11 protein-coding genes, 2 tRNA genes and 1 pseudogene are annotated in these 14,022 nt (G+C 67.9%); 8 read left to right on the plus strand and 6 right to left on the minus strand.

Annotated features, from left to right (window positions below):
- Nucleotides 1-105 precede the first annotated feature (105 nt).
- The 5 genes and pseudogenes from MKK50_RS17115 to MKK50_RS17135 form a co-directional block, all read right to left on the minus strand.
- The gene (locus tag MKK50_RS17115) at nucleotides 106-2,115 is read right to left on the minus strand and encodes a methyl-accepting chemotaxis protein (protein WP_499024002.1); all 2,010 of its coding nucleotides are present in this window, start codon (nucleotides 2,113-2,115) and stop codon (nucleotides 106-108) included.
- A gap of 235 nt (nucleotides 2,116-2,350) precedes the next feature.
- Nucleotides 2,351-2,545, minus strand: a complete 195-nt coding sequence (locus MKK50_RS17120; protein ID WP_499024004.1) for a hypothetical protein — start codon at nucleotides 2,543-2,545, stop codon at nucleotides 2,351-2,353.
- Between the two features lie 4 nt (nucleotides 2,546-2,549).
- On the minus strand, nucleotides 2,550-2,672 hold the full coding sequence (locus MKK50_RS17125) for a hypothetical protein (RefSeq protein ID WP_499024006.1): 123 nt from the start codon (nucleotides 2,670-2,672) through the stop codon (nucleotides 2,550-2,552).
- Between the two features lie 93 nt (nucleotides 2,673-2,765).
- Nucleotides 2,766-3,020 (minus strand): hypothetical protein, encoded by a 255-nt coding sequence (locus tag MKK50_RS17130; RefSeq protein ID WP_499024008.1) that lies wholly within the window; start codon nucleotides 3,018-3,020, stop codon nucleotides 2,766-2,768.
- Nucleotides 3,021-3,205: 185 nt separating this feature from the next.
- A pseudogene (locus MKK50_RS17135) lies at nucleotides 3,206-4,191 on the minus strand (IS3 family transposase); the annotation flags it as partial.
- Between MKK50_RS17135 and MKK50_RS17140 the strand changes: the two are divergent.
- Complete coding sequence (locus tag MKK50_RS17140; protein WP_499024010.1) at nucleotides 4,148-4,495, plus strand: hypothetical protein; 348 nt, start codon at nucleotides 4,148-4,150, stop codon at nucleotides 4,493-4,495. The pseudogene MKK50_RS17135 and the gene MKK50_RS17140 overlap by 44 nt on opposite strands.
- A gap of 289 nt (nucleotides 4,496-4,784) precedes the next feature.
- Here MKK50_RS17140 and MKK50_RS17145 read toward each other — a convergent pair.
- Nucleotides 4,785-4,860, minus strand: a tRNA-Asn gene (locus tag MKK50_RS17145).
- A gap of 244 nt (nucleotides 4,861-5,104) precedes the next feature.
- Here MKK50_RS17145 and MKK50_RS17150 point away from each other — a divergent pair.
- The 7 genes from MKK50_RS17150 to MKK50_RS17180 all read left to right on the plus strand — a co-directional run bounded on the left by MKK50_RS17150 (nucleotide 5,105) and on the right by MKK50_RS17180 (nucleotide 13,859).
- Nucleotides 5,105-5,178: transfer RNA gene (locus tag MKK50_RS17150), tRNA-Cys, on the plus strand.
- A gap of 167 nt (nucleotides 5,179-5,345) precedes the next feature.
- A complete protein-coding gene (locus tag MKK50_RS17155) occupies nucleotides 5,346-5,996 on the plus strand; it encodes a protein-L-isoaspartate O-methyltransferase family protein (RefSeq protein WP_253368636.1) in 651 nt (216 codons plus the stop codon).
- Between the two features lie 401 nt (nucleotides 5,997-6,397).
- On the plus strand, nucleotides 6,398-7,891 hold the full coding sequence (locus MKK50_RS17160; RefSeq protein ID WP_301288530.1) for a TolC family outer membrane protein: 1,494 nt from the start codon (nucleotides 6,398-6,400) through the stop codon (nucleotides 7,889-7,891).
- Between the two features lie 125 nt (nucleotides 7,892-8,016).
- A complete protein-coding gene (locus MKK50_RS17165; protein ID WP_499024013.1) occupies nucleotides 8,017-8,619 on the plus strand; it encodes a PopZ family protein in 603 nt (200 codons plus the stop codon).
- A 132-nt stretch (nucleotides 8,620-8,751) separates the two neighbouring features.
- Entirely contained in the window at nucleotides 8,752-11,490 is a 2,739-nt protein-coding gene (locus tag MKK50_RS17170) for a valine--tRNA ligase (RefSeq protein ID WP_499024015.1), read from the plus strand.
- Entirely contained in the window at nucleotides 11,487-12,224 is a 738-nt protein-coding gene (locus tag MKK50_RS17175; RefSeq protein WP_499024017.1) for a DUF2459 domain-containing protein, read from the plus strand. Before MKK50_RS17170 ends, MKK50_RS17175 begins: the two co-directional genes overlap by 4 nt.
- A gap of 114 nt (nucleotides 12,225-12,338) precedes the next feature.
- Nucleotides 12,339-13,859, plus strand: a complete 1,521-nt coding sequence (locus MKK50_RS17180; protein WP_499024019.1) for a Do family serine endopeptidase — start codon at nucleotides 12,339-12,341, stop codon at nucleotides 13,857-13,859.
- The last annotated feature ends 163 nt before the right edge of the window (nucleotides 13,860-14,022 follow it).

Below are 14,022 nucleotides of genomic sequence, written 5' to 3' on the forward strand. Positions count from 1 at the left end.
AGTTGAGTGGGTTTCCGCCTGTCCACTTCCGCTCGTAGACGGGGCGGAAGCGGACGTTCGACGCAAAATCGATTTATTGCGCACGCCAGCGGAGATGGGGATGGGTCAGGCTGCCCGGACCGTGGCGAGGAAGCGGGTGACCTCGGCGCCGAGATGCTCGGATTGCCGGGACAACTCGGAGGCCGCCGACAGAACCTGAGTGGCCGCAGCCCCCGTCTCCTCCGACACCTGCGCCACACCCACGATGTTGCCCGTCACCTCGTTGGCGCCCGCCGAGGCCTGCGCGACGTTGCGCACGATCTCCTGGGTTGCCGCGCCCTGCTGCTCGACCGCCGCCGCGATCGAAGTCGCTACGCTGTCGATCTGGCGGATCCGCCCGGTGATCCCGCCGATCGCCGTCACCGCCTGCTCGGTCACCCCTTGAACCTCGCCGATCTGGCGCGCGATCTCCTCGGTCGCCTTGGCGGTCTGCTCGGCCAGCGCCTTGACCTCTGTCGCCACCACCGCGAAGCCCCGCCCTGCAGCCCCTGCGCGCGCCGCCTCGATCGTGGCATTGAGCGCCAAGAGATTGGTTTGGCCGGCAATTCCCGAGATCATTCCGACCATGTCGCCGATCCGGGCGGCGTTCTGACTGAGCGCCTGGACGAGATGCGCGGTCTGGTCAGCCTCGCCCACCGCCGCTTGGGCGAGATGGGCCGAGCCGGTCACCTGCCGGCCGATTTCCTGCACCGACGAGCCCAGTTCCTCGGCGGCCGCGGCGACCGTGTTGACATTGGTTGACGCCTCCTCGGCGGCGGCCGCCACGCTCGTGGACTGCGCCGCCGTCTCCTGGGCGGTGGCGGTCATCTGCTGCGCGGTGGCCTGGAGCTCGGTGGCGGAGGACGAGACCATGCCGACGATGCCGCCGACGGCGCGCTCGAAGCCGTCTGCAAGCTCGATCATGGTGCGGCGGCGTTCGGCGGCGGCGGCTTCATCGGCGCGGCGCTTGACCTCGGCCTCCTCGATGGCCTTGCGGGCGACCATGGCTTTGATGGCCTCGACCGCCTTGCCGACGGCGCCAATCTCGTCGCGGCGGGCGGCCTCCCGGATTTCGGCGTCGACCTCGCCGCGCGCCATCCGCTGCAGCACGCCGACGAGACTGCCGAGCGGGCGGGTCAGGAGGATCTGGGCGGAGACGAAGATCACACTCAGGACGACGAGGAGGATGACGAGACCGGCCAGCGCCGTCTCGAGGACGCGGGCCATGATCGGCTGCGAGAACGCCGCGTCCGGCACGTCGAGGACGAGGGCCCAGGTCGTGTTCATCCCGGGCGCCGTGAAGGGATAGACCAGGCGCCGCGCGCGGTCCGTGCCGTCGCTCAGGATCCGCATCCGGCCGTCACCGAGGGCTGCCTTGATCTCCGACGCACCGACGTCAGCATAGTCCTTCATCATCAGATCGGCCTGGGGCGGAACGATCCACCGGCCGGCCTGCGAGAGCATCATCACGCGACCGCCCTCGAAGGGACGCAGCGCCGCGAGCATCTCGGACATCTTCTGCAGGCTGATGTCGACGCCCGCCACGCCGATCGTCGCGCGGTGAATCGTCAGCGGCACGCTGATCGAGGTCACGACGTCGCCTTTGGTTGTCACGTAGGGCTCGATGAGGAGGCTTTTCCCGGACTTGATGGCCGCCTCGTACCATTGCTTGGTCGGATCGACAGTGAAGGTCGATTGCTCCAGCTTCCCCGATCCGCTCTTCGTCCAGTACGGTGTGAAAAGGCCCTTGTCGTTGTTCGAAGCCGTTCCGCCGAGCACCTTGCCGAGGCGGCCATCGGCGGTGTCCGAGATCCAGGCACCGAACAGATTGGGGTAGCCTTCGAGGACGGCCCTAGTCGCCGCGACGGCATCTTCCCTCCGGGCTGTGCCGCCATCGGCAAAGCCCGAGAGCGCGGCCGCCATGGAGATGCCGGCCGACATCGCCTCGGTGATCTGGGCCGTGACCTGCCCGGTCGTGCTCGTCGCCTTCTCGCTCGCGAGCGCCAGGATTTCCCGATCGGTGCGCTCGGCAGCCTTCCATCCAGCCAAACCGGTGAACCCGACGAGGGTTAGGCTGACGGCAGATCCTGCGATCACCACGAGTTTTTTTGATATGCTTCGGGCTATAATACTTAAAGACACTACCCCACTCCGAGAAAATAATTCGCAAGTGGTATTTTGGCAGTTTGACTTAATTTCATGTTAAAATATACTTGGATTGGGATGATATAAAATCTTCCTAGCGATTGTTTTCGAACACAAATGGTCGCTTTTAGACAAGCGCTCAAGCTCTGGTTTGCCCTTTGCGTGCGGTCATCGAGGGGCAAGCCGCCTAGCACCTGACCGCCGCGAGCATCCGCTTCCGCACCTCGGCGATGCGGTCGTCGTCGTTGGCGCCTGTCACCATAGCCTCACGCCCGACGGCCTCGTAGATCTCCCGCACGGTCTCCTCGTCTAGGCCGAGGCCTTGCGCGAACCGGAGCAAGCCGCGCATCTCGGCGGCGGATCGTTCGGTGGTCGCGCTCATCGGCCTAGCGGACCGCGATCTCGCGAGCGCCGACGACGACCTCCGCGGGCTCGGTGGGGTGCCGCTCGACGATCCGGTTGATCCCGTAGGTCCGTAGACGGTCCCAAGCCGCATCGCTTCCGGTCATGAGCGCGCGGGCCAGGAGGTCCGACAGGCCCTTGCCGCCGTCGCTGATGGCTATGGCGCTGCCGTTATCGACTTTCGACGATGGTCCGCATGGTTACGCCGTCTGCAGGCTCTCGGCAAAATCGTCCGGCACCTCGCCAAACTGGCCGAGGATCGTCGCGCTCTCGAGTTCGCCCGTCTCGTCATCGGCCACGATCTGCAGGACGGTCGTCCCCGGCATCCGCTCGGCCATCGCCTCGGCCCGCTTCAGCGCCCCGCTGCCGGACGCCGACACCTGCCGATCGCCAGGGATGAGCCGCTTCCGCTTCACCGCAAAGGTCTGCACGAGGAAAGTCGTCCGCATCGTCATAGCTGATACCCTCACCAAGCCCAGATTGTGCGTTGTCCACGTTTTCCATAGGGCGGCAAGGTCACGTTTATGCTCACGTTGACCCGGAACCGTCGGGCTGCTTGTTTTTTCTTCGTTCCATAACGTGAGAGGGCACGGCGTGAGCTTGTTTTGATCGGCCCCCACGGGGTGGTGCAAGTTCAAAGTTAGTGCAGGGTCGGCCTCTGATCCACGGTTAGCTTGGCCGGCGGAGCCGGTCGGGTGAGCGCAGCCGGCCAAGCGGGTGAGGCGGGCACGAACACCTCCGAGGCTGGCGGCCGGTAGCCGAATGAAGCATGCGGACGCACGCCGTTGTCGTGTCGTCGCCAACTCTCGATCACGATCTGCGCCTCCTTGAACGTGTAGAAGATCTCGCCGTTCAACAACTCGTCTCGTAGCCGTGCGTTAAAGCTTTCGACGCAACCGTTCTCCCATGGTGATCCGGGTGCGATGCAGGCGGTCTTCGCTCCGACGCCGGTGATCCAGGCCTGTACCGACGTGGCCATGAACTCCGGACCGTTGTCCGAGCAGATGTGGCCCGGCACACCGCGTAGGATGAACAGGTCGGACAGCACGTCGATGACGTCCGCTGCCTTGAGTTTGCGCGCCACCCGGATCGCCAGGCACTCACGCGTGAACGCATCGATCACGTTGAGCATCCGGAACTTGCGCCCGTCATGGGTGCGAGCCTCGACGAAGTCATAGGACCAGACGTGATCGCGATGCTCTGCTCGCAGTCGCAAGCAGGAGCCATCCCCGTCCCAGATGCGGCCACGCTTGGGCTGCTTGGCCGGGACCTTCAGGCCTTCCTGCCGCCAGATCCGCTCCACGCGCTTGTCGTTGATCAGCCAGCCGGCGGCCTTCAGCAATGCGCTGATCTTCCGATAGCCGTCGCGGCCCTACCGCGCCGCCAGCTCGACGAGATCGGCTGTCAGGGCGGCCTCGTCGTCTCTGCCCCGCGGCGCCTTGCGCTGCGTCGAGCGATGCTGCCCGAGCGCCCGGCAGGCCCGGCGCTCGGATACCTTCATCGTCTTCACGATGGGCTCGACACAGGCGCGGCGGCGCGCGGGGCTCGGAAGTTTCCCTGAGCCGCCTCCTGCAGGATCAGCTTGTCCAACGTCAGGTCGGCAATCGCCTTGCGCAGCCGCTGGTTTCACATTTGGACCAAGGAAGAAGTCGCGCGCTTCGAGGCGCATTGGCCCGTCGGCACCCGCGAGTGCCTTGCGCTCGACATCCTGCTCTACACGGGGCTGCGCCGGGGCGACGCGGCGCGTCTCGGCCGACCGCATGTCCGCGATGGCGTTGCCCGCATTCTTACGGAAAAGACCAGCCAGGAGGTAACGATTCGCATCCTGCCGCCGCTGGCTGTTTCGATTGCCGCGAGCCCGACGGGGGATCTGACCTTCATCGCGGGCGAGCGTGGCCCGCCGATGATCAAGGCGAGCTTCGGCAACTGATTCGGGGACGCGTGCGTCGCTGCCGGCGTGCCGGGCCGGGCGCACGGCCTGCGCAAGACGGGGGCACGCCGCGTGGCCGAGAGTGGGGCGACGGAAGCCGAATTGAACGCATGGTTCGAGTAGGCGGACGGCAGCCGGGACAGCGCGACTTATGTGCACGGCGCCGACCGGGCGAAGCTCACGGAGCGGATCGCCGGGCGCTGAAACGAGGACGCTATCCCCGGACCTTCCAACCGAGTGTAGGGCTCGGAGCGAAAAGCGCAACGTTCCGAGGATGTTGAAAAGTTGTTGGCTCCCCGAGCAGGACTCGAACCTGCGACAAAGCGATTAACAGTCGCTTGCTCTACCAACTGAGCTATCGGGGATCACCGGGCCGCCTCAGCGGCGGTGGCGGGTCATTAGCCTTCGTCGGTTTCGGACGCAAGGGTCCTATCGCCGGTTTTTGCGCCTTCTGAGCCGACAACGCACTTTTTCCCACCGGGGCGCGGTGCAGCGGTGTCGTTTGTGTCGATCGAGCGACAAGACCGTTGCCGAGCGGGTCGAGCCTCTGCTAGAGACGCCTCGCTCCGGACCGGCCGCTCGGCCCGGAGTGTCGCGCATTCGCGATGAGGCCTCGTGGCGGAGTGGTTACGCAGAGGACTGCAAATCCTTGCACCCCGGTTCGATTCCGGGCGAGGCCTCCAAACTTCCCGATACCCCTGACAATCTGCTGCTCTCTGGACATGCAAGGCGCTCGCGCGAGCCTTGCAATTCAGGGAACGATCCACGACAACCCGACCCGCTCGGGCCGGCGCCGCTCGACGGGCGGGCGGAGAAACGGTCTGGCGCGGCGGCGAGGGATGGACGGCTCATGCTCGATTATGCTCAGGCGCGGCGCCTCATGGTCGATTGTCAGCTCCGGACCTTCGACGTGAACGACGTCGCAGTGCTCGATGCCTTCGACACCGTGCCCCGCGAGCGCTTCGTCCCGCCAGGTCGCGAGGACTTCGCCTATATCGACCAGACGCTGACCCTCGATGCGGGCGAGGACGGGATCCGCGCCATGCCGGCCCCGATGCTGCTGGCGCGCCTGATTCAGGCGCTCAAGATCCGCCCCGGCATCCGCGCCCTCGATGTCGGCACCGGCTACGGCTACGGCGCGGCCCTGCTCCGGCAGCTCGGCGCCGAGGTCGTCGCCTTGGAATCCGACCCGGATCTCATCGGCGCCGCCCGCGAGCGCCTCGGCGACACCGTCAATCTCGTCCAGGATGCCCTGACCGCTCCGGCCAAGGGCGGGCCTTTCGACGCCATCCTCGTCGAGGGACGAGTCGAGGTGCGGCCGCAGGCGCTGCTCGATCAACTGCGCGACGACGGGCGCTTGGTCTGCGTGCTGGGCCCGCATCGCAACGCCAAGGCGACCCTGTTCGTGCGGGCGGGCGATGCCTTCGGAGCCCGCCCGCTCTTCGATGCCTCGCTGCCGCCCCTGAAGAGTTTCGCGACCGAGCCCGGCTTCGCGTTCTGAGAGCGCCCGGCGACCGCTCGCCGTCCCTTCGGACACGGCAGCGCGGCGAAACTTTGTGAGAGGCACCAAGGCGCGCTGGGGCCATCTTCAGCCCCTCGGCACTCTGCAATCCGGGCGCGTCGTGCCCCGCCGAAAAACCCATTCCATCTCATGCCGACGGCAACGGCCTGACGCAGCGCGAAAGCACTCCTTCGCGCCCACACGCGACCATGGGGATTAGTCCGTCGGGGTGTCGCTTTTTTGAGGCACCCGCCGGCAATCCGACGACGCGGTGCGGTAAGCCCTGTCGTCGGCAGCGCAAGCTCGGCTACTCTCCGGCACGAGGCGGGCTGGCCATTCCATCGCATGGGCGTGCATGCGGCACCCCTGTCGCGACCCTTACGGTGCGGGTCGTCCGGTCGATGTCCCATGGGGCATTTGCCGGGGCGAAGCACCGGAGCGGACACGGCGGTGCGGCGGGACGGCATATCGAGAAACCGCAAGGGCTGATCGACGTGAAAGAACGGAACCCTGCGGCGCGGTCCGCGCTTCGGCTGGCTGGCGCCGTCGTCTCGGCACTGGCCGTCGCAAGTCCGGCGGTTGCCGAGACCCTTGAGAGCGCGTTGTCCCGCGCCTATCAGGCCAACCCGGCGCTGAACGCGGCACGGGCGAACCTGCGCGCCACCGACGAGGATGTGAATCGTTTCCAGTCCGGCTACCGACCGAACGCCGCGCTTTCAGCCGACATCGGCCTCCAGCAGTTCCAAGGTAAGATCGGCGGCATCGGTACCACCGGGCCGATCAATCTCACGACCCGCCCGGGCGGCGCGGGCCTGACCATCAACCAGAACGTCTTCGACGGCTTTCAGACCGACAACCGGGTGCGCGCGGCCGAATCGACCGTGCTCGGGACGCGGGAGGGTCTGCGCCAGACGGAGATGAACACGCTGTTCAACGCCGCTCAGGCCTACATGAACGTCCTGAGCGACACGGCGACCCTGGAGCTTCAGCGCAACAACGTCGAGGTGCTCGAAGAGCAGCTGCGTCAGACCCGTGACCGCTTCAATGTCGGCGAGGTGACCCGCACCGACGTCGCCCAGGCCGAGGCGCGGCTCGCCGGTGCCCGCTCCCAGGTGGGCGCGGCGGAGGCGGCTCTGCGCGCCTCGATCGGCATCTTCCGCCAGGTCGTCGGCGTCGAGCCTCGCCAGCTCGCCCCTGGTCGCCCGCTCGACCGCTACGTGCCGGCCTCGCTCGATCAGGCGATTCTCATCGGCCTGAAGGAGCACCCGCAGATTCTCGCCTCGCTGCACGCCGTGGACGTGGCGGAGTTGCAGGTGAAGGTGAACGAGGGCGCGCTCTATCCGCAGGCGCAGATCACCGGCGCGGTGCAGCAGCGATACGATCAGCAGTTCCCCGGCGACAACGGCGTCACCGCCTCGATCGTCGGACGGGTCAACATCCCGCTCTATCAGGGTGGTGCCGAGTACGCCGCGATACGGCAGGCCAAGGAGAATGCCGGGCGCGCCCGCCTCGTCGCCGACCAGGACCGCGACACCATCCGCGCCTCGATCGTACGGACCTGGGGCAATCTCGAAGCCTCGAAGGCGCAGGTGATCGCCTCGCAGGCGCAGGTCCAGGCCAACGAGGTTGCGCTGAACGGTGTGCGTGAAGAGGCCCGCGTCGGCCAGCGGACCACCCTCGACGTGCTGAACGCGCAGCAGGAACTGCTCTCTGCGCGCGTCGCCCTGATCCGCGCCCAGCGCGACCGCGTGGTGAACTCCTACGATGTCGTCCAGGCCGTCGGACGGCTCACGGTCCGCTTCACCAGCCTGCCGGTCACACCGTACTCCGCCCGCGAACATCTCGATCAGGTGCGCGACCTCTGGTTCGGCCTGCGCACCCCCGACGGGCGCTGACCGCCTCGCCGCCGACGACGTTTTCCTGTTGGCCGGCGGCGGACCATGGTTGATGCCGGGCGAGGCGATGAAATAGTTCGTTAATCAAGTCATCGTCTTGTCAATCGTCACCGAGTATCGTCCCGATGAGCGCAGCGAGCCCTAAGGTTCAGGACAAGTCGCAGGAGCCCTCCATGGAGGAGATCCTGGCTTCGATCCGCCGCATCATCGCCGACGACCAGGCCCCGAAGCCGGCCGAGGCCGAGGCGCCTCCGACGCCGGCGCCGGCTCCCGCGCCGCCGGACGACGACGTGCTCGATCTCGCCGAGGTCGCCGAGCCGGTGCGCAAACCCGAGCCCGTCGCCTTCGACATCCCCGAAATCGATTTCCGGATGCCGGAGTTCGACCCGGAGCCCGAACCCGATTTCGAGCCTGCGGCGGCAGCCAAGCCCGACCCCTTCGATTTCACCCCCGAGCCGCCTCCCGCCCCGCGCGTGACCGAGCGCGTCCGCGCGGCGGTCGAGGAGGAGGTGACGGAGCGGCTCGTCTCGTCCGGCACCGGCGAGAGCGTCGGTCAGCACTTCCAGCTTCTCGCCCACACGGTGCTGTCGCAGAACGCTCGCACGCTGGAGGATCTCGTCAAGGAGATGCTGCGGCCGATGCTGAAGAGCTGGCTCGATGAGAACCTTCCGCACATGGTTGAGCGGCTGGTGCGGATCGAGATCGAGCGGGTCGCCCGCGGGCGATAAGCCATTCGGACCTCGATCACGGGGTGATTGCACCGCGGCACCGACGGGCCGACGGTTGACGACGGCCCCGCGGCGGGCCGATAGCGGCGGCGACATCTTTTAGAACGCCGTCTCGAAAAGCCCGCCCCGCCCATGATGGACAAGACCTTCGACCCCGCCGCCGTCGAGGCGCGCGTCTCCGCGGCCTGGGAAGAGGGTCAGGCCTTCCGCGCCGGACGCCCCGAGCGGGCCGGCGCCGAACCCTTCAGCATCGTGATCCCGCCGCCGAACGTGACGGGCTCGCTGCATATGGGCCACGCGCTCAACAACACGATCCAGGACATCCTCGTCCGCTTCGAGCGGATGCGGGGCAAGGATGTGCTGTGGCAGCCCGGCACGGATCACGCCGGCATCGCCACGCAGATGGTGGTCGAGCGCCGGCTCATGGAGACGGGAGCGCCCGGCCGTCGGGAACTCGGACGCGAGGAATTCCTGCGCCGGGTCTGGGCTTGGAAGGAGGAATCCGGCGGCACGATCATCGGCCAGCTCAAGCGGCTCGGCGCCTCCTGCGACTGGTCGCGGGAGCGCTTCACCATGGGTGCATCCGGCGCGCCCGACGACCAGATGGTCCGAGCCGTCACAAAAACCTTCGTCGATCTGCATGCACAGGGGCTGATCTACCGCGACAAGCGCCTCGTGAACTGGGACCCGAAGTTCCAGACCGCGATCTCGGACCTCGAAGTCCAGCAGATCGAGGTGAAGGGTCATCTCTGGCACTTCGACTACCCCGTCGTGGACGAGGCCGGCAGCCCGACGGGCGCGATCATCACCGTGGCGACCACGCGGCCCGAGACGATGCTCGGCGACACGGCGGTGGCCGTCCATCCGGACGACGAGCGCTACCGCGATCTTGTCGGAAAGCCTGTTCGCCTGCCGCTGGTCAACCGGCTGATCCCCATCGTCGCCGACGCCTATTCCGATCCGGAAAAGGGCACCGGCGCGGTCAAGATCACCCCGGCCCACGACTTCAACGACTTCGAGGTCGGGCGCCGCAACGGTTGCCGGCCGATCAACGTGCTCGATCCGGAAGCGCGCATCCAGATCACGGGCAACGCTGATTTCCTCGACGGCGCCGAGCCGGAGGACGGCGCGCTGGCGCTCGACGGGCTCGACCGGTTCGCGGCGCGCAAAGCGGTCGTTGCCCTAATGGAGGAGCGCGGCCTGCTGCGCTTGGTCGAGCCGAACACCCATGCGGTGCCGCACGGCGACCGCTCCGGCGTTGTGATCGAGCCCTACCTCACTGACCAGTGGTACGTGAACGTCAAGCCATTGGCCGAGCGCGCCCTTCAGGCGGTGCGCGACGGGCAGACGAAGTTCGTCCCCGAGAACTACGAAAAGATCTTCTTCCAGTGGCTGGAGAACATCGAGCCGTGGTGCGTCTCGCGCCAGCTCTGGTGGGGCCACCAGATCCCGGTCTGGTACGATGCCGAGGGTGGCATCTTCGTCGCCGAGAGCGAGGCGGAAGCGGTCGCGCAGGCCAAGGCCAAGCACGGCCGTGAGGTCGCGCTGACCCGGGACGCGGATGTGCTCGACACGTGGTTCTCGTCCGCCTTGTGGCCGTTCTCGACGCTCGGCTGGCCGGACAAGACCCCGGAGCTCGCCCGCTTCTACCCCACCAGCACCCTGGTGACGGGCAAAGACATCATCTTCTTCTGGGTCGCCCGGATGATGATGATGGGCCTGCACCTGACCGATCAGGCGCCGTTCGAGACCGTCTACCTGCACACCCTCGTCCGCGACGAGAAGGGTGCGAAGATGTCGAAGTCGAAGGGCAACGTGGTCGATCCGGTCGATCTGATCGACCGGTTCGGCGCCGATGCCCTGCGCTTCACGCTGGCCGCGCTGGCCGCCCCCGGCCGCGACATCAAGCTCGGGGCCCAGCGGGTCGAGGGCTACCGCAACTTCGCGACCAAGCTCTGGAACGCCGCGCGCTTTGCCGAGCTGAACGGCTGTGAACTCAAGGCCGATTTCCGGCCGGAGGCCGTGCGCGAGACGCTCAACGCCTGGGCGCTCACCGAGGCCGCCAAAGCGGTGGCGGAGGTGGCGCAGGGCATCACGGTCTACCGCTTCAACGACGCGGCGGCCGCCGCCTACCGCTTCGTCTGGAACGTGTTCTGCGATTGGTATCTCGAACTCGCCAAGCCCGTGCTTCAGGGAGAGGGGGTCGATCCGGCCGCACGCGCCGAGACGCAGGCGACCATCGCCTTCCTCATCGACCAGATCGCCAAGCTGCTGCACCCGTTCATGCCGTTCCTCACGGAGGAGCTGTGGGCGATCAAGGGACAGGTGCTGCCGACGGAACGCGGCCTGCTCGCGCTTGAATCCTGGCCGGAGCTGTCGGCCTACACGAACCCGCAGGCCGAGGACGAGATCGGCTGGCTGGTCGATCTGATCTCCGAGGTCCGCTCGGCCCGCTCCGAGACCAACGTGCCCGCCGGCGCCCAGGTGCCGCTGGTGCTGGTGGCCGCCGACGCGGGCGTCCGCGCCCGCGTCGAGCGCTGGAGCGAGACGCTGACCCGCCTCGCCCGCCTCTCCGAGATAGGTTTTGCCGAGGCCGCACCGAAGAACGCCGTCCAGCTCCTCGTGCGGGGCAGCGTGGCGGCCCTTCCGCTCGAAGGCATCGTCGATCTCGCGGCCGAGGTCGCGCGGTTGAAGAAGGAGGCGGGCAAGGCAAGGTCCGAGATCGGCAAGATCGACGGCAAGCTCGGCAATGCCGACTTCCTCGCCCGCGCGCCGGAAGAGGTGGTGGACGAGCAGCGCGAGCGCCGCGACGCGGAGGCGGCCCGGCTCGTCAAGATCGAGGAAGCTTTGGTCCGGCTCAGCGAGGCATGAGAGCGCTGCGGCGGCTCGGTCTGGCCCTGACCGGGCTGGCCGCCGCGCTTCTCGCTCTCACGCTCTGGACGGCCCGGCCCGGCGACCCGAGCCTCTACCCGCCGTCGGACCCGGATAGGCAGACCGTGCTTCTCGTCAGCCACGGCTGGCATTCCGGTCTCGTCCTGCCGCGCGACAGCCTGACGGGGGAGGGGGCCGGCACCGCCCTGCGCAATCTCGCCACGCGCTTTGCCGCCTACGACGCCCTGGAGTTCGGCTGGGGCGAGGCCCGCTTCTACCGGGCGACGCCGACGCTTGCCGCGTTCGACTGGAGGCTCGCCCTCTCGGCCCTGTTCACGCCCGGCGGGAGCGATGGCGTGGTCCAGGTCGTCGGCCTCGCGCGCCCCGCCCGCGAGAGTTTCCCGCAGGCCGACATCGTTCCGGTCCCGGTCTCGCGACAGGGCTTCGCCCGGCTTCTCGCGAGGCTGGAGACGAGCTTCCGCCTCGCCGACGGTCAGCCCAAGGATCTCGGCCCGGGGCTCTACGGCCCGAGCCTATTCTACGAGGCGCATGGCCGCTTCTCGTACAGCAATGTCTGCAACCACTGGGCGGCGGGTCTGCTGAACGCGGCGGGGCTGCCGATTACGCCGGTGCTCGACACGCATCCGTCGGGCTTCCTCGCCGACCTGCGCTGGCGAGCGGGCCTGACGGCGTCGGCGCCCGACGCAGCGGAGCCGGACCTGTCCAAACCGTAATCTTCGCGCCATCCGGCGGTCAGGCTCCGGCCCCTAGAAGTCTCCTTACGGATCGCCGCCCCGACGTTCGAACGGACGGGCGGCCGACCGACCCATTTCCCGTCGGAGACTTCCATGAGCATGACCGTCCGCCGCCGCGCCTTCGCCTCCGTCGCCGCAGCGGCCCTCGTCGCCGGCGGCGCCGCCGGGTTCGGCCTGACCGAGCCCGGCACGCCGGCCTATGCCCAGGCCCTGCCCAAGACCCCGATCGAAGCGCCCGAGCACCCGCCGGGCTCCTTCGCCAACGTCGTCGACAAAGTGAAGCCGGGCGTCGTCGCCGTGAAGGTGAAGCTCGACAACAGCGCCGACGATGACGACGACAGCGCGGGCGGCCCCAACCTGCAGCAGGTGCCGCCGCAACTGCGCGAGTTCTTCAAGCGCTTCGGCCAGGGTGGACCTGGTGGTCCGGGCGGGCCCGGCGGCCGTGGGATGCCGCAGCGCGGCGAGCGCGGCGCGGTCGGCTCGGGCTTCATCATCTCGGCGGACGGCTATGTGGTCACCAACAACCACGTCGTCGACAAGGCCAAGACCGTGCAGGTCACCCTCGATGACAGCCGCACCCTCGACGCCAAGGTGATCGGCAAGGATCCGAAGACCGACATCGCGCTCCTCAAGATCACCGAGAGCGGCAGCTACCCCTACGTCCAGTTCGGCAAGAGCGCCCCGCGGGTCGGCGACTGGGTCGTCGCCATCGGCAACCCGTTCGGCCTCGGCGGCACAGTGACGGCAGGCATCGTCTCGGCCCGCGGTCGCGACATCGGCGCCGGCCCCTACGACGACTTCCTTCAGATCGACGCGCCGATCAACAAGGGCAATTCCGGCGGCCCGACCTTCAACGTCAACGGCGAGGTCGTGGGCGTGAACACGGCGATCGCCTCGCCGTCCGGCGGCTCGGTCGGCCTCGCCTTCGCGATCCCCGCCGAGACCGTGCAGACGGTGGTCGACCAACTCCGCAGCGACGGCAAGGTGGTGCGCGGCTATCTCGGCGTGCAGGTCCAGCCCGTCACCAAGGACATCGCCGACGGGCTCGGCCTCGACAAGGCCAAGGGCGCGCTGGTCGATCACGCCGAGAACGGCACCCCCGCCGCCAAGGCCGGCCTGAAATCCGGTGACGTGATCGAGTCGGTCAACGGCGCCCCGGTCAACGACGCCCGCGATCTCTCGCGCCGCATCGCCGGCCTCAAACCCGGCACCGAGGTGAAGCTGGCTTATCTGCGGGGCGGCAAGAGCGACGTCGCGACGGTCGAACTCGGCACGCTGCCGACCGACGCGAAGGTCGCGAGCCGCGGCGACAGTTCCACCGGCGGCCAGCCGCGCCTTGGCCTCAGCCTCGCGCCGGCGAACGATGTCGGCCTCAGCGACGAGGGCGTGGCGGTGATGGATGTCGATCCCGACGGCCCGGCCGCGTCCAAAGGCATCGCGCAGGGCGACGTGATCCTGGATGTCGCCGGCACCAGCGTCTCGAAGCCCTCCGACGTCCAGGCGCAGATTCGCGCCGCCGAGTCGAACGGCCGCAAAGCCGTGCTGATGCGGGTGAAGAGCGCCAAGGGCCAGACCCGCTTCGTCGCCGTGGCGCTCGGCAAGAAGGAGGGCTGATCCCCTCGCGACTGACGGCGGGACCGCCTCCGGCCCCGCCGACCGCACTGCATCTCCTCCCGACTTCGTGCCCGCTCCCTGAGCGGGCATTTTTTCGTTCGGTCTCTCGCTCTGCGCCGGGCAGGCAGCATTTCACCGAACGGCTGGGACGGCGTAGTCCGCG

Source organism: Methylobacterium sp. J-043 (assembly GCF_022829505.1).
GTDB lineage: Bacteria > Pseudomonadota > Alphaproteobacteria > Rhizobiales > Beijerinckiaceae > Methylobacterium > Methylobacterium extorquens_A.